We start from the raw sequence: 19,606 nt of genomic DNA on the forward strand, positions 1-19,606 counted from the left end.
CGTGGCTAACTTGCGCGTAGAAGTGATCAGTCTGTTTCCCGAGATGTTTTCCGCCATCAGCGAGTACGGCATCACCAGTCGGGCGGTGAAACAGGGGCTCTTGCAGCTCACCTGTTGGAATCCGCGAGACTACACGACGGATCGACATCACACTGTGGACGATCGCCCGTTTGGCGGTGGTCCGGGCATGGTGATGAAGATCAAGCCCCTGGAAGATGCTCTGGTTCAGGCCAAGGCAGCAGCCGGGGAGGCGGCGAAGGTAATTTACCTGTCCCCCCAAGGCCGTCAACTGACTCAGTCGGCGGTACGCGAGTTGGCGAATCTGGATGCATTGATCCTGATTGCCGGCCGCTATGAAGGCATTGACGAGCGTTTTATTGATGCTCATGTCGATGAAGAGTGGTCGATTGGCGACTATGTACTGTCTGGCGGCGAGCTGCCGGCGATGGTCCTGATCGATGCGGTTACACGACTGCTGCCTGGAGCTTTAGGGCATGCGGACTCCGCCGAGGAAGATTCCTTTACGGATGGTTTGCTGGATTGCCCGCACTACACCCGACCGGAGGTGTATGCGGATCAGCGTGTTCCCGACGTATTGCTAAGTGGCAATCACGCGCACATCCGGCGTTGGCGTTTACAGCAGTCCCTTGGTCGGACCTATGAACGACGCGCCGATCTTCTGGAAAGCCGCTCGCTTTCTGGAGAAGAGAAGAAGCTGCTCGAGGAATACATCCGCGAGCGGGACGATAGTTAACAACGTATCGATGGTAGATCCGACGATTTACCTTAGGAGCACAGCATGACTAACAAAATCATCCTTGCACTCGAAGCAGAGCAGATGACCAAAGAGATCCCTACCTTTGCCCCGGGCGACACCATTGTCGTTCAGGTGAAAGTGAAGGAAGGCGACCGTTCGCGTCTGCAAGCGTTCGAAGGTGTTGTTATCGCCAAGCGTAACCGCGGCGTAAACAGTGCATTCACCGTTCGTAAAATCTCCAACGGTGTTGGCGTAGAGCGTACTTTCCAGACCTACTCCCCGCAAATCGACAGCATGGCTGTCAAGCGTCGCGGTGACGTACGTAAAGCCAAGCTGTACTACCTGCGTGACCTGTCGGGTAAAGCAGCTCGCATCAAGGAAAAACTGGCTTAAGTCCAGCTTCCGATGCAAAAAAAAAGCAGCCTGCGGGCTGCTTTTTTGTTGCCCGCGATTTATCTTCCCAGGCCGTATTGCCGGTCTTGCCTGAGCCTTTATGCCTGCCATTGATCATCCCCTGATTGACCAGTTTCTCGACGCTCTTTGGCTGGAGAAAGGTCTCTCCGATAACACTCGAGACGCCTATCGCAGTGACCTCGCGCTGTTTAACGGTTGGTTGCAGGAGAATGGGCTGGAGTTGATCAGTGCCGGGCGTGAGTTGATCCTTGATCATCTGGCCTGGCGTCTGGAGCAAAACTACAAGCCCCGTTCGACCGCGCGATTTCTCTCGGGCGTGCGTGGCTTTTATCGCTATCTGCTGCGGGAAAAGCTGATTGCGGTCGATCCGACGTTACGCGTTGATATGCCGCAGCTCGGACGGCCGTTGCCGAAATCCCTCTCGGAAGCTGATGTTGAAGCACTACTGAAGGCGCCTGACTTGAGCGAAGCCATCGGCCAACGCGATCGAGCCATGCTCGAGGTGCTATACGCCTGTGGCCTGCGTGTAACCGAGTTGATCAGCCTGACGCTGGAGCAGGTCAACCTGCGCCAGGGTGTGCTGCGCGTAATGGGCAAGGGCAGCAAGGAGCGGCTGGTGCCAATGGGCGAGGAGGCGATCGCCTGGGTCGAGCGGTATATGCGTGACGGGCGTAGCGAACTGCTCGGTGGCCGTCCCAGCGATGTGTTGTTCCCGAGTCAGCGTGGCGAACAGATGACCAGGCAGACCTTCTGGCATCGGATCAAGCACCAGGCCAAGGTGGCCGGGATCGGCAAGTCGCTGTCGCCGCACACCTTGCGCCATGCCTTCGCCACGCACCTGCTCAACCACGGTGCAGACCTGCGGGTGGTGCAGATGCTGTTGGGGCACAGCGACTTGTCGACGACCCAGATCTACACCCATGTTGCCCGGGCACGGTTGCAGGATCTGCATGCCAGGCACCATCCCAGAGGCTAACGCAAAACCTGTGGGAGCGAGCCTGCTCGCGAAGAGGCCGGCATATCCAATATTAATGACGCCTGACACACCGCATTCGCGAGCAGGCTCGCTCCCACAGGGGATTGTGTCGCCACAAATGTCTTGCATCAGGTGCATTCGGCCATGCGGACCTTATGTGATAGGCTGGGACGGTTTGCACGATGGGCGGTTATGACCCGGTGTTTCGGCACGGGCGTTCTGATCGTCCCATATGTTCGCCTTCAGGAGTTCTCATGCGTCTGACCCAGATTTTCGCCGCCGCAGCCATTGCGTTGGTCAGCACCTTTGCCGTCGCCGATGACGCGGCAGACAAAGCCATTCGTAAAAGCCTGGAAAGCCTCCAGCTCGAAGTGCCAGTGGAAAGCATCACCGCCAGCCCGTTGCCCGGCCTGTACGAAGTCAAGCTCAAAGGCAGCCGCGTGCTGTATGCCAGTGCCGACGGCCAGTACGTGGTTCAGGGCTACCTGTTCGATCTCAAGGACGGCAAGCCGGTCAACCTGACCGAGAAGACCGAGCGCCTGGGGATCTCCAAGCTGATCAACGACATCCCGGTTGCCGAAACCGTTGTCTACCCGGCCATTGGCGAAACCAAGTCGCACATCACCGTATTCACCGACACCACCTGCCCGTACTGCCACAAACTGCATGCCGAAGTGCCTGAGCTGAACAAGCGCGGCATCGAAGTGCGTTACGTCGCGTTCCCGCGCCAGGGCCTGGGCTCGCCGGGTGACGAGCAGCTGCAAGCAGTGTGGTGTTCGAAAGACAAGAAAGCGGCCATGGACAAAATGGTCGACGGCAAGGAAATCAAGGCCGCCAAGTGCGATAACCCGGTTTCCAAACAGTTCGCCCTCGGCCAGTCGATCGGCGTGAACGGCACACCGGCCATCGTTTTGGCCGACGGTCAGGTCATTCCGGGCTACCAGCCTGCGCCACAAGTCGCCAAACTGGCGCTGGGCGCGAAGTAATTCGCATCGTCACGGCAAGCCTTGACGATCATGGTCCGGTAGCGACGTTCGCCGGGCCATCAATAGAGAGCCGCGAGTCTGCGGTTGTTTTCACGGCCGGCCTCGAGTCGGCCGTTTTATGGGGAGTTCACAGTGAATCCGGTCAAAGTAGGCATCTGTGGGTTAGGGACCGTCGGTGGCGGTACCTTCAACGTACTTCAGCGCAACGCCGAGGAAATTGCTCGTCGTGCCGGGCGTGGGATCGAAGTGGCACAAATTGCCATGCGCACGCCAAAGCCTCAGTTCCAAACGACCGGTATTGCGATTACCAACGATGTCTTCGAAGTGGCCACGAACCCTGAGATCGACATCGTCATAGAGCTGATGGGCGGCTACACCGTTGCCCGCGAGCTGGTACTCAAGGCCATCGAGAATGGCAAGCATGTGGTCACCGCGAACAAGGCACTTATCGCCGTTCACGGTAATGAAATTTTCGCCAAGGCTCGCGAGAAGGGCGTGATCGTTGCGTTCGAAGCGGCGGTGGCCGGTGGCATCCCTGTGATCAAGGCGATCCGCGAAGGCCTGTCGGCCAACCGCATCAACTGGGTGGCCGGCATCATCAACGGCACGGGCAACTTCATCCTGACGGAAATGCGCGAGAAGGGTCGCACCTTCGAAGACGTATTGGCCGAAGCCCAGGCCCTGGGTTACGCCGAAGCCGATCCGACCTTCGACGTCGAGGGTATCGACGCCGCTCACAAGCTGACGATCCTGGCGTCCATCGCGTTCGGTATCCCGCTGCAATTCGACAAGGCCTACACCGAAGGCATCACCAGGCTGACCACCGCCGACGTCAACTACGCCGAAGCGCTGGGCTACCGCATCAAGCACCTGGGCGTGGCGCGCAGCACCGCGGCCGGTATCGAGCTGCGCGTGCACCCGACGCTGATCCCGGCCGATCGCCTGATCGCCAACGTCAACGGCGTGATGAACGCGGTGATGGTCAACGGCGATGCTGCTGGTTCGACCCTGTTCTACGGCGCTGGCGCCGGAATGGAACCGACCGCTTCGTCCGTGATCGCCGACCTGGTGGACGTGGTCCGCGCCATGACTTCCGACCCGGAAAACCGCGTGCCGCACCTGGCGTTCCAACCGGATTCGCTGTCGGCTCACCCGATCCTGCCGATCGAAGCCTGTGAAAGCGCCTACTACCTGCGCATCCAGGCCAAGGACCATCCGGGTGTATTGGCTCAGGTCGCGAGCATCCTCTCGGAGCGCGGCATCAACATTGAGTCGATCATGCAGAAGGAAGCCGAGGAGCACGACGGCCTGGTGCCGATGATCCTGCTGACCCACCGTGTGCTGGAACAGCACATCAACGATGCCATCGCGGCTTTGGAAGCCTTGGCGGGTGTGGTCGGTCCGGTTGTACGGATCCGTGTCGAGCACCTGAACTAAGCCGATATCGTTGACCGGGCTCGCTTGCGGGTCCGGCACTACGAACACTGTCCATTGGAGTCAGTCATGCGTTACATCAGTACCCGCGGCCAGGCACCGGCCCTGAATTTCGAAGACGTCCTGCTGGCAGGCCTTGCCACCGACGGCGGTCTGTACGTCCCGGAAAACCTGCCACGATTCACCCAGGAAGAAATCGCTTCCTGGGCCGGCCTGCCGTATCACGAACTGGCTTTTCGCGTCATGCGCCCGTTCGTTACCGGCAGTATTCCGGACGCCGATTTCAAGAAAATCCTTGAAGAAACCTACGGTGTCTTCGCCCACAGCGCCGTTGCGCCGCTGCGTCAGCTGAACGGCAACGAATGGGTGCTGGAGCTGTTCCACGGCCCGACCCTGGCATTCAAGGACTTCGCCTTGCAATTGCTCGGTCGTTTGCTCGACTACGTGCTGGAAAAGCGCGGCGAGCGCGTGGTAATCGTCGGTGCCACTTCCGGTGACACCGGCTCGGCCGCCATCGAAGGCTGCAAGCATTGCGAAAACGTCGACATCTTCATCCTGCACCCGCACAACCGGGTGTCCGAAGTGCAGCGTCGGCAGATGACCACCATCTTCGGTGAGAACATCCACAACATCGCCATCGAAGGCAACTTCGATGACTGCCAGGAAATGGTCAAGGCGAGCTTCGCCGACCAGGGCTTCCTCAAGGGCACGCGCCTGGTGGCGGTGAATTCGATCAACTGGGCGCGGATCATGGCCCAGATTGTTTACTACTTCCACGCAGCCCTGCAACTGGGCGGCCCGGCACGTTCGGTGTCGTTCTCTGTGCCGACCGGCAACTTCGGCGACATCTTCGCCGGTTACCTGGCGCGCAACATGGGCCTGCCGATCAACCAGTTGATCGTCGCCACCAACCGCAACGACATCCTGCACCGCTTCATGAGCGGCAACCAGTACGTCAAGGAAACCCTGCACGCCACGCTGTCGCCGTCCATGGACATCATGGTGTCGTCGAACTTCGAGCGCTTGCTGTTTGACCTGCATGGTCGCAACGGCGCGGCCATCGCCGGGCTGATGGATTCGTTCAAGCAAGGCGGCGGTTTCAGCGTCGAGCAAGAGCGCTGGACCGAAGCTCGCAAGTTGTTCGACTCGCTGGCCGTGGATGACGCGCAAACCTGCGAAACCATCGCCGAAGTCTACGAGCAGACTGGCGAAGTGCTGGATCCACACACGGCCATCGGCGTGAAAGCTGCGCGGGAATGCCGTCGCAGCCTGGACATTCCAATGGTGATCCTGGGCACCGCCCACCCGGTCAAATTCCCGGATGCCGTGGAAAAAGCCGGCGTAAGAAAAGAGCTCGAGCTGCCTGCACATCTTTCTGATTTGTTTGAACGAGACGAACGTTGCACCGTATTGCCAAATGACCTGAAGGCCGTGCAGGCCTTTGTCAGTCAGCATGGCAACCGCGGCAAGCCGCTGTAACCGGTCAGCGCTGTAACATTTTGAAGCCCGTCTCCTGACGGGCTTTTTCATTTCTGAGTGCACACTTGTCGTGTTATCGCCGCGAAGGGACAGGCGAATGGATCACCAAGGACGTGGGAATGCTGTTTACAAGTGTGTTCAAGCCAGTCGCACGCTGGCTGTTTTTATTCGGCATGCTGGGAATCGCCGAATGGGGAGGGGCGAACCCTGCATCGATTCCGGAGCGCGGGATGTCTGCCCACCGCTCAATGGTCGTGCTGAATGACCAGGAGTTGCAATGGATGGCCAGCCATCCACGGGTCGTGGTCACGGCACTGGAATATCCGTTGTACCTGTTCAAGGATGAACATGGTCAATGGACGGGCTTGAACAGTGATCTGCTCAAGCGCATCAGTGACATGACGGGGTTGCAGTTCGTTTACGAACAGTCTTTTTCCACCGATCAGATGCTGGCCCGTCTGGAAAGCGGCGCGGCGAATTTGAGTACGACCTTGGCGATGAATGATGAACGCAAGGTATTTCTCGATTTCAGCCATGCGTTCGGCGGTGCCGGATGGGTCTTTGTCGGGCAGGCCGGGGCGCCGCCGGTGCAGTCGCTGGAGGATATGGCGAAGCGGGTACTGGTGCTGCCGACCCGGCATGCACTGGAAGCGGTGATCCGCCGTGATTATCCGTCCATCGAATTGCGTTCGGTCAAAACCTATGCCGAAGCCCGTGCCTGGGTTGAAAGCGACGAAGCCTACGTCACCATCGAAAACGAAATCGGCGCCCTGCACTTTCCGTCGGGTCGGCTGCAGATCGGGGCTGTGGTGCCGGGCAAATGGGATGCGGATTATCTGACGTTGCGCAAAGGTCAGCCGCAGTTGCTGAGTATCCTCAACAAGGCGCTTGAGGCGTTTCCTGCGCAGGAGCTGCGCGACCTTCGCCTTAAGTGGTTCGGCGGCACTACCGTGCCACCGCCGCCTGGCCTCTGGCAGCGGATTGACCAGTGGGTCTGCTGGGGCATGTTTGTGCTCAGCCTGTTCGGCCTGTTGTCCCTGCTCTGGAATCGGCGGTTGGCGGTGGTGGTCAGGCAACGGGTCGAGGCCCAAAGCAGTCTGCGCGATCAGCTCGCCTTCCAGCATGCCTTGATGGATGCCATGCCTGACCCGATGTTTGTCCGTGATCTGCAAGGGCGCTTGATCATGTGCAACAAAAGTTATGAGGATGCTTTGTCGACACGTTTTGACCGGATGCAGGGGCGGCAGTTGATCGAGGTCGACGTCATGCCCAGACAAACCGCGGAACTGCTGCACGCCGAGTTTCTGGCGCAGTTGAGTACGCGCAGGACGCGCTTCTTCGAGCGTCAATTGATGTTCAAGGACGGCGCCAGGGATATTTACCAGTGGACGGTGCCGTTTTACACGGCGGATGGCCAGCTACGAGGATTGTTGGGGGGCTGGGCCGACATCGCCCGACGTACCCGACAGACGTGATGGTAGCGTTTTTTCTCTGTCATGTTCGACGTGCATGCTCTCTTGACTGGGCTGCAGGTTCGCTTGCAGTCAGTATCCAGAACTTTCTTCTCGGGCCAGCGGTCATCTTTTTCAGGCCCGCCCCAGGCACGTTGTTTCGGACTATTGAGTGGTGATCGGGATGGAAAGTATCAATCTGTTGCTCGGTGAGGCGCTGAGCCCGTATCAGGTCACGTTGACCCCGTCAGGCATTCGTGGCGAATGCCGGGTAACCCTGAAGAATGCTATCGGCGCGACGGTGGTCGAGCGCGAGTTCAATCAGGTCCAGTTGGATGACAAACGGCTGCTGACGGATGTGGTCGACGGTTTGCACCGCGACGTGCTGATCGCTGAAGGACGCCTTGAGCCTTGTGTCATCGCGGCGTTGCGTAATGCGGCGCAGGACAAGCTGCTGACCAGCCGCAATTGAAGGGATTTTTGTGGGAACCTTCCCGCGCCCAGGTCGGTCAGACTTTATAACAGCAGGATCAAGCATTGTGCTCCGGTGCTTGTAGCTTGCTGCTACTGGTCTCCAGGCAGACCACGTTTAACCCCGGGTCGTCTCCCCACTTCCCGGGGTTTCTTTTTGCCCGGGATTTGTCAGGGTTGCGCCAGGTTGTCGAAAAACGCCTTGGTGTCTTTCAGGTATTCGCTACGGCTCTCGGGATCCAGCCAGGCGGCATAGGCCTCGTCAAGGCGTTCACGGGGAAGGGTACGCAGCACCTGGTTGATCTCGACAATGGCCTGCCGGCCCTTTGGCGTGTCGGTGCAGCCGATATAACCGGACAGGTATTTGCCCGTGCCACGAATTGGATAGAACTGCAATTCATCCTCGGCGATGCCTTGCTGCGAGGCCTGGTAGCGAATTTCCGGGCGATAGCCCAGCAGCAGACGCAAGCGTCCCAGGCGCTGCATTTGCAGCAGGCTGCCCAAGGCGTCGTTGCCGTAATGAGGAGTCAGCGCGTCGGCTGGCGCTTGCTTGAGCAGCCCGTCGAGGTATTCGCCGTAATTGCGCTCGGCAATAATCCCCAGTTTTTCGCTGCCGCTGGCAAGCAGAGCCGCCAGGTCCACTTCGCCGTCCTTGATAAAGGGCGCCAGCACTTTCTGGTCGACGCGCCGCACGGCCAGGCCATTGCTCATGGCGCGGAAGACCGGGATGGAAAAGGCGATCCACTTTTCCCGTTCCTTGCTCCAGTTCAGCGCCGCGTCGCAAACGAGGGACGGTTCGTGGAGCATTTGCAATCCACGCGCGCGATTGACCCTTATCACGTTGTGCTGGTACTGCGGCATGCCGGCAATCAACAGTGGAAGCAGTTGATCGATAACGCCCTGGCCCTTTTTCGGGCCGTCGAAGATCGTCAGCGGCGGCAGGTCGCGTTTGAGCCAGATCAGGGTTTCCCTGGTTTGCGCCAGGGCTGATGGGGCCGTTTCAAGGAGCAAGAGCAAAATCGCCAGCATGTACAGTAGCTGTCCGCCGCGCGACGGGCAGCTTCGAGGCAGGGGCCTCAGTTCAGATGGCTCCGTCTTTGCGCAACTCTGCGATCTGCGTCGCGTCATAGCCAAGTTCCTGGAGTACCTGTGCGTTGTGTTCACCCAGTTGTGGCCCGACCCATTCACATTCCCCGGGTGTCTCTGAGAGTTTCGGCACAATGCCCGGCATCTTGAAGTCTTTGCCATCCGGCAGCTTGGCCTGCAGGAACATTTCCCGCGCCAGGTACTGAGGGTCATTGAACATGTCTTCGGCGCTGAAGATCCGGCTGGCCGGCACTTCGGCCTGATTGAGCCGCGCCAGCACCGTGTCCAGCGGCAACGAGTTGACCCAGCGATCGATGACGCCATAAATCTCATCGCGTCGGGCATCGCGGCCATCGTTGCTGGCAAGCAGGGGGTCGTTGGCCAGGTCCTCCCGGCCAATGATCAGCATGAAGCGTTTGAAAATCGCGTCGCCATTGGCGCCGATCTGCACGTGCTTGCCATCGGCGCTGGTGTGGATCGAGGACGGGGTGATGCCCGGCATGATATTGCCCGTGCGTTCGCGAATGAAGCCGAACACGTCGAACTCAGGGACCATGCTTTCCATCATCGCGAAGATGGCTTCGTACAGCGCCACGTCCACCACTTGCCCCTGGCCGCCGTTGACTTCGCGATGACGCAGGGCCATCAGTGCGCCGATCACGCCCCAGAGCGCGGCAATCGAGTCGCCGATGGAAATGCCGGTGCGCACCGGTGGCCGGTCTTCGAAGCCGGTGATGTAGCGCAGACCGCCCATGGATTCACCAACCGCACCAAAGCCGGGCTGATCTTTCATCGGACCGGTCTGGCCGAAACCCGACAGCCGCACCATGACCAGTTTCGGGTTCAAGGCGTGCAGGACGTCCCAGCCCAGGCCGAGTTTTTCCAGGACGCCGGGACGAAAGTTTTCGATCAGAATGTCTGCTTCACCCAGCAGCTGTTTCAGGATCGCCTGACCGTCGGGGTGCTTGAGATTGAGGGTCAGGGACTTTTTATTGCGGGCCTGGACGAACCACCACAACGAAGTGCCTTCATACAACTTGCGCCATTTGCGCAATGGATCACCGCCGTCCGGAGACTCGACCTTGATCACATCGGCACCGAATTCAGCGCAAATGCGCGAAGCAAACGGGCCGGCAATCAAGGTACCCAATTCGATGACTTTCAGACCGGAAAGCGGTTTGGCGGTGAGCGGCATGCGGGATCCTGCAGGACAAAGGATGAGCGAATACAGCGTTTTAACATAGCCGACTGTCAGGCGCTTCAGGTTGATCACCTTCAATTCGTGGATTGCCTTGCGCATCGGTTAGACTTGCCGCCTTTCCTCGTATCAAGAAGCCCGTTCATGGCCCAGCCGTCCACGACCTACAAGTTTGAACTGAACCTCACCGACCTTGACCGCAGCGTCTATGAGAGCGTGAAGCAGACCATCGCCCGTCACCCTTCGGAAACCGAAGAGCGCATGACCGTGCGCCTGCTGGCCTACGCCCTCTGGTACAACGAGCAGCTGTCGTTTGGCCGTGGTCTGTCGGAAGTGGATGAGCCTGCCTTGTGGGAAAAAAGCCTGGATGACCGCGTCCTGCACTGGATCGAAGTCGGCCAGCCCGATGCCGAGCGCCTGACCTGGTGTTCGCGTCGCACTGAACGCACCAGCCTGCTGGCCTACGGCAGTTTGCGCGTGTGGGAAGGCAAAGTGGTGCCGGCAGTGAAAAACCTGAAGAACGTCAACATCGCTGCCGTGCCCCAGGAAGTCCTGGAAACCCTGGCCAAAGACATGCCGCGCGTTATCAAGTGGGACGTGATGATCAGCGAAGGGACGATCTTCGTCACCGACGACCGCGGTCAGCACGAAGTCCAGTTGCAGTGGCTGGCTGGTGAGCGCGGCTGATTTTTCGCCGCTTTAGCGCATCACCCGGTTTTATCCTACGTATTGAAGAGAAGCATCTTTCACCCCATGCGCATCGAACCTCGCCTACTGCCCGACACCCTGCCATTCCTCGGTGATATTCCGCCGCTGCTGACCCGCCTGTACGCGGCGCGGGGTGTGCAATCCGAGGCAGAACTGGACAAGAGCCTGGCGCGGTTGATTCCGTTCCAGCAGCTCAAGGGCATCGATGCCGCCGTGGATCTGCTGGTGACGGCGCTCGAACAGCGCCAGCGCATTCTGATCGTCGGCGACTTCGATGCCGACGGCGCGACGGCCAGCACCGTGGGCACGCTGGGCCTGCGTTTGCTGGGTGCGGCGCATGTCGATTATCTGGTGCCAAACCGTTTCGACTACGGCTACGGCCTGACACCGGAGATCGTCGCGGTCGCGCTGGAGCGCCAGCCGCATTTGCTGATCACCGTCGACAACGGCATCTCCAGCGTCGAAGGCGTGGCCGCGGCGAAAAAGGCCGGACTCAAGGTGTTGGTTACGGATCACCACTTGCCCGGTGACGAGTTGCCGTTGGCCGATGCGATCGTCAATCCGAATCAGCCTGGTTGCGAGTTTCCGAGCAAGGCGCTGGCCGGTGTCGGGGTGATTTTCTATGTGCTGATGGCCTTGCGCGCGCGATTGCGCGAACTTGGCTGGTACACCAGCAAGCCGCAGCCGAATATCGGCGAACTGCTCGATCTGGTGGCCTTGGGCAGCGTGGCCGACGTGGTGCCGCTGGATGCCAACAACCGGATTCTGGTGCATCAGGGCCTGGAACGGATTCGCGCCGGACGTGCCCGACCGGGGATCAAAGCGATCCTCGAAGTGGCCAAGCGTGACCACACACGCATCACTTCCACCGACCTGGGCTTCATCGTCGGCCCGCGCCTGAACGCGGCAGGGCGCCTGGATGACATGAGTCTGGGCATCGAATGCCTGCTGACCGAAGACGCCGGGCTGGCCCGTGAAATGGCTGCTCAGTTGGACGGCATGAACCAGGATCGCAAATCCATCGAGCAGGGCATGCAGCGCGAAGCGCTGGCGCAGCTCAAGGATCTGCCGGTGGAGTCGATGCCGTTCGGCTTGTGCCTGTTCGATCCCGAGTGGCATCAGGGTGTCATCGGTATCCTCGCATCACGGATGAAAGAGCGCTATTTCCGCCCGACCATCGCCTTTGCCGATGCCGGAGACGGCCTGCTCAAGGGTTCGGGGCGTTCGGTCCAGGGCTTTCACATCCGCGACGCCCTGAGCGTGGTGGCGGCGCAGCATCCGAATCTGATCACCAAGTACGGCGGCCACGCGATGGCGGCCGGCCTGACGCTGCCGGAAGCGAATTTCCCCTTGTTCGCCGAAGCCTTTGACGCTGAAGTGCGCCGGCAGATGCGCGAAGAAGACCTGACTGGCCGCCTGTTGTCGGACGGCACCCTGGCGGTGGAAGAGTTCCACCTGGAACTGGCCCGTGCCCTGCGGCATGCCGGTCCTTGGGGACAGCACTTCCCGGAACCGTTGTTTCATGGGGTGTTCCAGTTGGTCGAGCAGCGGGTTGTGGGCGAACGGCACCTTAAAGTCGTGCTGAAAAGTGAATGTGGTTCGGTGAAACTCGACGGCATTGCCTTCGGGATCGACCGCGACATCTGGCCGAATCCGACCATCAAGTGGGTGGAACTGGCCTACAAGCTCGACCTCAACGAGTTTCGTGGCAACGAGACGGTCCAGCTGATGATTGCCCACATCGAACCGCGTTGAATCCCTGTAGGCGCGAGCTTGCTCCGGGCGGCGTTCCGACGAAAAAACCAATGGCGCCGCTGGGCATCAGGTTTAGCGCATTATCGTTCACGACCATCGCGAGCGAGCTCGCTCCTACAATAACCAAAGTGACTTCCTCTCCAGCAAATCCCTCGGAACCCTCCCTGATCCGTCGATGTCGACTAGGCTCTAAACACTGCTTGATTTTAGCCTTGTGACGTCTTGTCGAATTTTTTGCCCGCGGGGGCGGGTGCTGTACCTTTTTCCTGTCACTCGTCGACTATTCAAACAGAACCTGGAGCCTGCCCACTGATTCGAGAGGTGCCCCATGAGTCTGCTGCTTGAACCCTTTACCCTTCGCCAATTGACCCTGCCCAACCGCATCGCGGTATCGCCGATGTGCCAGTACTCCAGCACCGATGGCCTGGCCAATGACTGGCACCTGGTCCACCTCGGCAGCCGTGCTGTCGGCGGGGCCGGGCTGGTGTTTACCGAAGCCACGGCGGTCACCGCCGACGGGCGTATCACCGCTCAGGACCTCGGTCTGTGGAATGACGAGCAGATCGAACCCCTGCAACGCATCACCCGCTTCATCAACGCCCAGGGCGCCGTTGCCGGCATTCAACTGGCCCATGCCGGGCGCAAGGCCAGTACTTACCGGCCATGGCTCGGCAAGCATGGCAGCGTCAAGCCCGACGAGGGCGGCTGGGTGCCGGTCGGGCCTTCACCGATTGCTTTTGATCCACAACACACACAACCCAGGCAGCTGGATGACGCTGAGATCGCCAAGGTGATCCAGGCCTTTGTCGATGCGGCAAAGCGCTCGCTAAAAGCCGGTTTCAAGGTGGTAGAAGTGCACGCCGCCCATGGTTACCTGTTGCATCAGTTCCTGTCGCCGTTGAGCAATCAGCGGCGCGATCAATATGGCGGTTCATTCGAAAATCGCATTCGGCTGGTGTTGCAGGTCACCGAAGCGGTGCGTGCGGTGTGGCCTGAAGAATTTCCGGTGTTTGTCCGGGTATCGGCCACCGACTGGGTGGAGGACGGCTGGAACCCCGATGAAACCGTGGAACTCGCCCGTCGCCTCAAAGCCCAGGGAGTGGACCTGATCGACGTCTCGTCGGGCGGGACGGCGGTGAATGCCGAAATTCCCACAGGTCCCGGTTACCAGACCCGCTTCGCCGAACGTGTGCGCAAGGAGTCGGGCATGGCCACCGGCACGGTTGGCATGATCACCGAGCCGGCACAGGCCGAGCACATCCTGCGCACCTGTCAGGCGGACATCATCTTCCTGGCTCGTGAGTTGTTGCGCGACCCGTACTGGGCGCTGCATGCAGATGATGATCTGGGCGGGCACAAGGCCGTGTGGCCGGCGCAGTATCAGCGGGCGACTCACCGTGAGCAGCCGATTCACGAATCGGATTTGCGCGACTGAAATCCATCGATACGAAAAAGCCCCTTGAATCGTGAGATTCAAGGGGCTTTTGTTTGGTTCTTCACGCAATCCCGGGGAATACCGATACCTGTAGGAGCTGCGGTGCGGCGATCCGACTTGCCAGCGATGGCAACTGACGGTCGAGCATTTTCTTCCTGGTGTACATATTCATTGCTGCGGTAACGGCTGAACTGGTCAAGTAATCCCGGACACCGGTTACGGTGTTTATGCCGCTTTTTGCTCCATGGCTATTGGCGACAGATATTTCGTTATATGTGTTCCCCCGGAATTCCGTGAAGAACCTTTTGTTTATGCCGCGATCGATCAGGCGGCTTCGATCTTGCTGCGGTTCTGTTCGACCATGTTCAGGTAGTCCTTGAGCTTTTCCTGTTCGGCCGCCGTCGTGAACAAGCCGAGCTTGCTGCGACGCCAGAGGATGTCGTGGGCGCTGGTGGCCCATTCTTCGCTGCACAGATAGTCGACTTCACGGGTGTAGAGACCGCCGCCGATGTGCTCGCCCATATCGCTGAGGTCCTGTACGCCTTCGAGCATGCGCCAGGTGCGGCTGCCGTAGGTGGTAGCCCAGCGGCGCGCGATCTCGCTCGGTACCCAGTCGAATTGGTCGCGGATACGCGAGCTCAAGGCTTGCGGGGTGGTCATGTCTTCACCGCCCGGCAGCGTGGCGCTGGCGGTCCAGCTTGGCTTGATGTGCTTGAAGTACGGTGCCAGTTGCGCCAGTGCCGACTCGGCCAGTTTTCGATAGGTAGTGAGCTTGCCGCCGAACACCGACAGCAACGGAGCCTCTTCGCCAGTGCCAGACAGCGCCAGGGTGTAGTCGCGGGTCACTGCCGACGGGTTGTCGGATTCGTCGTTGCACAGCGGGCGCACGCCGGAATAACTGTGCAGGATGTCGTTGCGGCTGATTTGCTTTTTGAAATGGGCATTGACCACGTTCAGCAGGTAATCGGTTTCGCCATCGGTAATTGCCACTTTCGCCGGATCGCCGGTGTACTCGCGGTCAGTGGTGCCGATCAGGGTGAAGTGATTCAGGTACGGAATGGTGAACACGATGCGCTGATCTTCGTTCTGCAGGATGTGCGCGTGTTCGCCTTCGTACAGTTTCGGCACGATCAGGTGGCTGCCCTGAATCAGGCGGATGCCGTAAGGCGATTCCATCTTCAGGTCATCGCGAATGAACCTGGCGACCCATGGTCCGGCCGCATTCACCAATGCTTTGGCGCGGATCGAAAACAGGCTGCCATTGGCACGCTCGAGATGCAGGTGCCACAGCCCCTTGGTACGGCGAGCGCTGACGCAGCGGGTCTGGGTGTGAACGTGGGCGCCTTTTTCCCGTGCGGCCATGGCGTTCAACACCACCAGGCGCGCGTCGTCGACCCAGCAATCGGAGTACTCGAAGCCCTTGGTGATCTCGCTTTTGAGCGCGCTGTCGGGGCCGAACTTCAGGCTTTTCGAACCTTGCAATTGCTCGCGCTTGCCCAGGTTGTCATAGAGGAACAGGCCGGCGCGAATCATCCACGCCGGGCGCAGGTGCGGGCGGTGCGGCAATACGAAACGCATTTGCTTGACGATGTGCGGAGCCTTGGTCAACAGCACTTCGCGTTCGGCCAGGGCTTCACGCACCAGGCGGAATTCGTAATGTTCGAGGTAGCGCAGGCCGCCGTGAATCAGCTTGCTGCTGGCCGATGAGGTATGGCTGGCCAGATCATCCTTTTCACAAAGGAACACCGAAAGACCGCGACCGGCGGCATCCGCTGCGATCCCCGCACCATTGATCCCGCCACCGATGACGGCGATATCGTAGACCTCGGCGAGAGGGGGCATGGACAAGGTGGAATTGGGCATCGGCTCGGCCTCGGAATTCTTTGAAGTTCTGTATTTGAATTCGAACATTAATGTTCATTTTCGAAAATACTAGCCCATAAAGAAGCGCACAGCCAGTCAGCTTCGATTGAAAATACTCATCGAAGGGCCGTTAAAGGAAAATTTACGAACATTTTGCTGTGTATTGGCGACCGCCATCGCGAGCAAGCTCGCTCCCACAAGGAATGGAGTCGGTCACAAATCTTGTGCACGCCATCAATCACTGTGGGAGCGAGCTTGCTCGCGATGGCGTCAATACAGACGCCGAAGAAGGAGGGGGCTTAAACGACTTCCAGCCGAACCTTGTGCTGGTTCAACAACTGAGCCAGCGCCGGGGAAGGCTGCTGATCGGTGACCAGGCAATCAACCAGGCTGATCGGCCCCAGGCGAATCATGGCGTTGCGTCCGAATTTGCTGGAGTCGGCCGCGAGGATCACTTGTCGGGCATTGGCGATGATCGCCTGGGATACCCGCACTTCCTGATAATCGAAGTCCAGCAGGCTGCCGTCCTCATCGATACCACTGATGCCGACCAGGGCGAAATCGACCTTGAACTGGTTGATGAAGTCGACACTGGCCTGACCGACCACGCCGCCGTCACGCCGCACATTGCCACCGGTCAGCAGTACGTCGAAGTCGTCCTTGGCGCTGAGCATCGAAGCCACATGCAGGTTGTTGGTGATGATTTTCAGGTGACTGTGGTTAAGCAGTGCCCGGGCAATGGACTCGGTGGTCGTGCCGATGTTGATGAACAACGAGGCATGGTCGGGAATCTGTGCGGCAATGGCTTCGCCGATACGCTGTTTTTCGTCGCGCATCTGATCGGCGCGCATGGCGTAGGCGGTGTTTTCGACACTGGAATCATAGGCGGCGCCACCGTGGTAGCGACGCAACAAGTTGGCTTCAGCGAGCTGATTGATGTCGCGGCGGATGGTCTGCGGGGTAACTACGAACAGAGCGGCCATTTCCTCGATACTGACATAGCCACGTTCGCGGACCAGTTCGAGGATTTGCTGCTGACGGGGAGGCAGATTCATGGGGCGTCCTTTGGGCTGCCGTGCAAAATTTGCCCATGATGCCGCAGGAATCCGCTCCCTACCAGTTACATACAGATACGGGGACTGGAGTTAGCTTATTCAGCCTCGTCTTCAGCCGCCCAATCGCGGGTGCGACTGACCGCTTTTTTCCAGCCAGCGTAGAGTTTTTCCTTTGCGGCTTCGTCCAGTGTCGGCTCGAACTGGCGTTCGATCACGGCCTTGCCACGTAACTCCTCCAGGCTGCCCCAGAAGCCACAGGCCAGACCTGCCAGGTAAGCCGCACCCAGCGCCGTGGTTTCGCGCATTTGCGGGCGCTCGACCTGCGTGCCGAGGATGTCGGCCTGGAACTGCATGAGGAAGTTGTTGGCCACCGCACCGCCGTCCACGCGCAACGCCTTGAGGCGTTCGCCAGAGTCCTGCTGCATGGCGTCCAGCACGTCGCGGGTCTGGTAGGCAATCGATTCCAGCGCGGCCCGAATGATGTGATCCACGCGGACGCCGCGGGTCAGTCCGAACAATGCACCACGGGCGTACGGGTCCCAGTACGGGGCGCCAAGACCGGTGAAGGCCGGCACCAGGTACACACCGTTGCTGTCCTTGACCTTGTTGGCGAAGTATTCGGTGTCGTGGGCGTCGTTGATGATCTTCAGTTCGTCACGCAGCCACTGTACGGTAGAGCCGCCGTTGAACACCGCGCCTTCCAGCGCGTAAGCGACTTCGCCACGCGGGCCACAAGCGATGGTGGTCAGCATGCCGTGTCGGGATTTCACGGCTTTGTCGCCGGTGTTCATCAACAGGAAGCAGCCAGTGCCGTAGGTGTTTTTCGCCTGGCCTGGCTCGACACACATCTGGCCGAACAGAGCGGCTTGCTGGTCACCGGCAATGCCACCGATGGCGATGCCGCTTTTTGTGTGGCCGTAGATCTCGGACGACGATTTGACTTGCGGGAGCATCTCAGGCGGGATGTCGAGGACTTCCAGCATCTTCGCGTCCCACTCCAGGGTGTGGATGTTGAAGAGCATGGTGCGCGAAGCGTTGGTGTAGTCGGTGACATGCACCTTGCCGCCGGTAAATTTCCAGATCAGCCAACTGTCGACGGTGCCGAACAACAGTTCACCGTTGCGCGCGCGCTCGCGGCTGCCTTCGACGTTGTCGAGGATCCACTTGAGCTTGGTGCCGGAGAAGTACGGGTCGGTGACCAGGCCAGTGGTTTCGCTGATGTATTGTTCGTGGCCATCGCGCTTGAGTTGCTGGCAGATCTCGGTGCTGCGTCGGCACTGCCAGACGATTGCGTTGTAGATCGGGCGGCCGGTGTTCTTGTCCCAGACCACGGTGGTTTCGCGCTGGTTGGTGATGCCGATGGCTGCTACCTGGTCGTGGTGCAGGCCGGCTTGTGCCAGGGCCTCGACCATCACGGCGCTTTGGGTGGCGAAGATCTCCATCGGGTCATGCTCGACCCAACCGGCTTGCGGGTAGTGCTGTGCGAACTCCCGTTGGGCGGTGCAGACCACGTTCGCGTCACGGTCGAAAATGATCGCGCGGGAGCTGGTCGTACCCTGATCGAGGGCAATGATGTAGTTCTTATTCTGTGTGTCGGTCATGTCGATTGCCTTGGACGAAATAAGGGAGTGAGGTCTGGCGCGTGATCAAAGGGCAGGGGCACGCGCCAACGGTATCAAGAAGTTCTGGGTTTGCCGTCAATGGCACCTGTTGCATCCTTTGTAGCAGGTACAGCGCCGTGCAGATGGCGGGCAATCAGCCCGCGATAGGCGGCGGCGCCGAGGCAGGCACCGACAATCGGTGCAAAAACAGGAATCAGGAAATACGGAATATCGCGTCCGCCGGTGAAGGAAATTTCACCCCAGCCAGCGAAGAAAGTCATCAGTTTAGGGCCGAAGTCCCGCGCAGGGTTCATGGCAAAACCGGTCAGCGGTCCCATCGAGCTGCCGATCACCGCAATCAGCAGGCCGATCAGCAGTGGTGCCAGCGGGCCTTTTGGCAGGCCATTGTTGTCATCGGTCAGGGACATGATCACGCCCATCAGGATGGCCGTGATGATTACCTCGACCAGAAATGCCTGGGCGGTGGTCAGCGCAGGATTCGGGAAGGTAGAGAACACAGAGGCCAATTCGAGGCTGGCTTGAGTGCCGCGAACCATGTGCTGCGTTTGTTCGAATTCGAAGAATAGATTGCTGTAAAGCGTGTAAACCAACAACGCGCCACAGAAGGCACCCGCCACCTGGGCGAGTACGTAGAAAGGCAATTTACGTTTTTCGAAGTCCGCGAAAATGCTCAGGGCAATGCTGACGGCAGGGTTCAGATGAGCTCCGGAAACTCCGGCGGTGAGGTAGATCGCCATGCTGACACCGACGCCCCAGATAATGCTGATTTCCCACAAGCCAAAACTGGCACCCGCGACTTTGAGCGCGGCAACACAACCTGTACCAAAAAAAATCAGCAGCGCCGTACCCAGAAACTCGGCCATGCATTGGCTCGAGAGCGACGGTTGTTGTAAAGCAATTGTCATTGAAACCTCAT

Annotated in this window: 17 protein-coding genes; 11 read left to right on the forward strand and 6 right to left on the reverse strand. The window is 59.4% G+C overall.

The window, feature by feature from the left end; translation table 11 throughout:
* Position 1: 1 nt before the first annotated feature.
* From trmD to ACM6IK_RS15325, 8 genes are all read left to right on the forward strand, one after another.
* Complete coding sequence (gene trmD, locus ACM6IK_RS15290) at positions 2-754, forward strand: tRNA (guanosine(37)-N1)-methyltransferase TrmD (protein ID WP_007941398.1); 753 nt, start codon at positions 2-4, stop codon at positions 752-754.
* A gap of 45 nt (positions 755-799) precedes the next feature.
* Positions 800-1,150 (forward strand): 50S ribosomal protein L19, encoded by a 351-nt coding sequence (rplS, locus tag ACM6IK_RS15295; protein ID WP_003175895.1) that lies wholly within the window; start codon positions 800-802, stop codon positions 1,148-1,150.
* 100 nt (positions 1,151-1,250) lie between these two features.
* Positions 1,251-2,147 carry a site-specific tyrosine recombinase XerD gene (xerD, locus tag ACM6IK_RS15300; RefSeq protein ID WP_414874989.1) on the forward strand — a complete coding sequence of 299 codons (897 nt, stop codon included), beginning with the start codon at positions 1,251-1,253 and terminating at the stop codon, positions 2,145-2,147.
* A gap of 254 nt (positions 2,148-2,401) precedes the next feature.
* The gene (dsbC, locus tag ACM6IK_RS15305; protein WP_218439690.1) at positions 2,402-3,133 is read left to right on the forward strand and encodes a bifunctional protein-disulfide isomerase/oxidoreductase DsbC; all 732 of its coding nucleotides are present in this window, start codon (positions 2,402-2,404) and stop codon (positions 3,131-3,133) included.
* Between the two features lie 132 nt (positions 3,134-3,265).
* Positions 3,266-4,570, forward strand: a complete 1,305-nt coding sequence (locus ACM6IK_RS15310) for a homoserine dehydrogenase (RefSeq protein WP_414874990.1) — start codon at positions 3,266-3,268, stop codon at positions 4,568-4,570.
* 66 nt (positions 4,571-4,636) lie between these two features.
* A complete protein-coding gene (gene thrC, locus ACM6IK_RS15315; RefSeq protein ID WP_414874991.1) occupies positions 4,637-6,046 on the forward strand; it encodes a threonine synthase in 1,410 nt (469 codons plus the stop codon).
* Positions 6,047-6,165: 119 nt separating this feature from the next.
* Positions 6,166-7,521: a transporter substrate-binding domain-containing protein gene (locus ACM6IK_RS15320; RefSeq protein WP_414874992.1), complete on the forward strand. Its 1,356-nt coding sequence runs from the start codon at positions 6,166-6,168 to the stop codon at positions 7,519-7,521.
* 160 nt (positions 7,522-7,681) lie between these two features.
* Positions 7,682-7,969, forward strand: a complete 288-nt coding sequence (locus ACM6IK_RS15325) for a DUF3509 domain-containing protein (RefSeq protein WP_414874993.1) — start codon at positions 7,682-7,684, stop codon at positions 7,967-7,969.
* 170 nt (positions 7,970-8,139) lie between these two features.
* On the opposite strand, the gene ACM6IK_RS15330 is transcribed toward ACM6IK_RS15325, so the two are convergent.
* Positions 8,140-9,096, reverse strand: coding sequence for a TIGR02285 family protein (locus ACM6IK_RS15330; RefSeq protein WP_414874994.1), 957 nt, complete (start codon positions 9,094-9,096; stop codon positions 8,140-8,142).
* Positions 9,050-10,249: a CaiB/BaiF CoA transferase family protein gene (locus ACM6IK_RS15335; protein WP_414874995.1), complete on the reverse strand. Its 1,200-nt coding sequence runs from the start codon at positions 10,247-10,249 to the stop codon at positions 9,050-9,052. The genes ACM6IK_RS15330 and ACM6IK_RS15335 overlap by 47 nt, the downstream gene beginning before the upstream one ends.
* Before the next feature lie 147 nt (positions 10,250-10,396).
* Between ACM6IK_RS15335 and ACM6IK_RS15340 the strand changes: the two genes are divergently transcribed.
* The 3 genes from ACM6IK_RS15340 to ACM6IK_RS15350 all read left to right on the forward strand — a co-directional run bounded on the left by ACM6IK_RS15340 (position 10,397) and on the right by ACM6IK_RS15350 (position 14,150).
* Positions 10,397-10,939 carry a YaeQ family protein gene (locus tag ACM6IK_RS15340; RefSeq protein ID WP_007971297.1) on the forward strand — a complete coding sequence of 181 codons (543 nt, stop codon included), beginning with the start codon at positions 10,397-10,399 and terminating at the stop codon, positions 10,937-10,939.
* A gap of 66 nt (positions 10,940-11,005) precedes the next feature.
* Positions 11,006-12,715: a single-stranded-DNA-specific exonuclease RecJ gene (gene recJ / locus ACM6IK_RS15345; RefSeq protein WP_414874996.1), complete on the forward strand. Its 1,710-nt coding sequence runs from the start codon at positions 11,006-11,008 to the stop codon at positions 12,713-12,715.
* A 328-nt stretch (positions 12,716-13,043) separates the two neighbouring features.
* Positions 13,044-14,150, forward strand: coding sequence for an NADH:flavin oxidoreductase/NADH oxidase (locus ACM6IK_RS15350; RefSeq protein WP_414874997.1), 1,107 nt, complete (start codon positions 13,044-13,046; stop codon positions 14,148-14,150).
* Positions 14,151-14,474: 324 nt separating this feature from the next.
* On the opposite strand, the gene glpD is transcribed toward ACM6IK_RS15350, so the two are convergent.
* The 4 genes from glpD to ACM6IK_RS15370 form a co-directional block, all read right to left on the reverse strand.
* Positions 14,475-16,013 carry a glycerol-3-phosphate dehydrogenase gene (gene glpD, locus ACM6IK_RS15355; RefSeq protein WP_414874998.1) on the reverse strand — a complete coding sequence of 513 codons (1,539 nt, stop codon included), beginning with the start codon at positions 16,011-16,013 and terminating at the stop codon, positions 14,475-14,477.
* A gap of 299 nt (positions 16,014-16,312) precedes the next feature.
* Entirely contained in the window at positions 16,313-17,068 is a 756-nt protein-coding gene (locus ACM6IK_RS15360) for a DeoR/GlpR family transcriptional regulator (protein ID WP_108214993.1), read from the reverse strand.
* Positions 17,069-17,163: 95 nt separating this feature from the next.
* Complete coding sequence (gene glpK, locus ACM6IK_RS15365; RefSeq protein ID WP_414874999.1) at positions 17,164-18,669, reverse strand: glycerol kinase GlpK; 1,506 nt, start codon at positions 18,667-18,669, stop codon at positions 17,164-17,166.
* 74 nt (positions 18,670-18,743) lie between these two features.
* Positions 18,744-19,595, reverse strand: coding sequence for an MIP/aquaporin family protein (locus ACM6IK_RS15370; protein WP_414875257.1), 852 nt, complete (start codon positions 19,593-19,595; stop codon positions 18,744-18,746).
* Between the last annotated feature and the right edge of the window lie 11 nt (positions 19,596-19,606).

It is taken from the genome of Pseudomonas sp. IT-196MI5 (assembly GCF_949767415.1).
In the GTDB taxonomy this organism is placed as follows: domain Bacteria; phylum Pseudomonadota; class Gammaproteobacteria; order Pseudomonadales; family Pseudomonadaceae; genus Aquipseudomonas.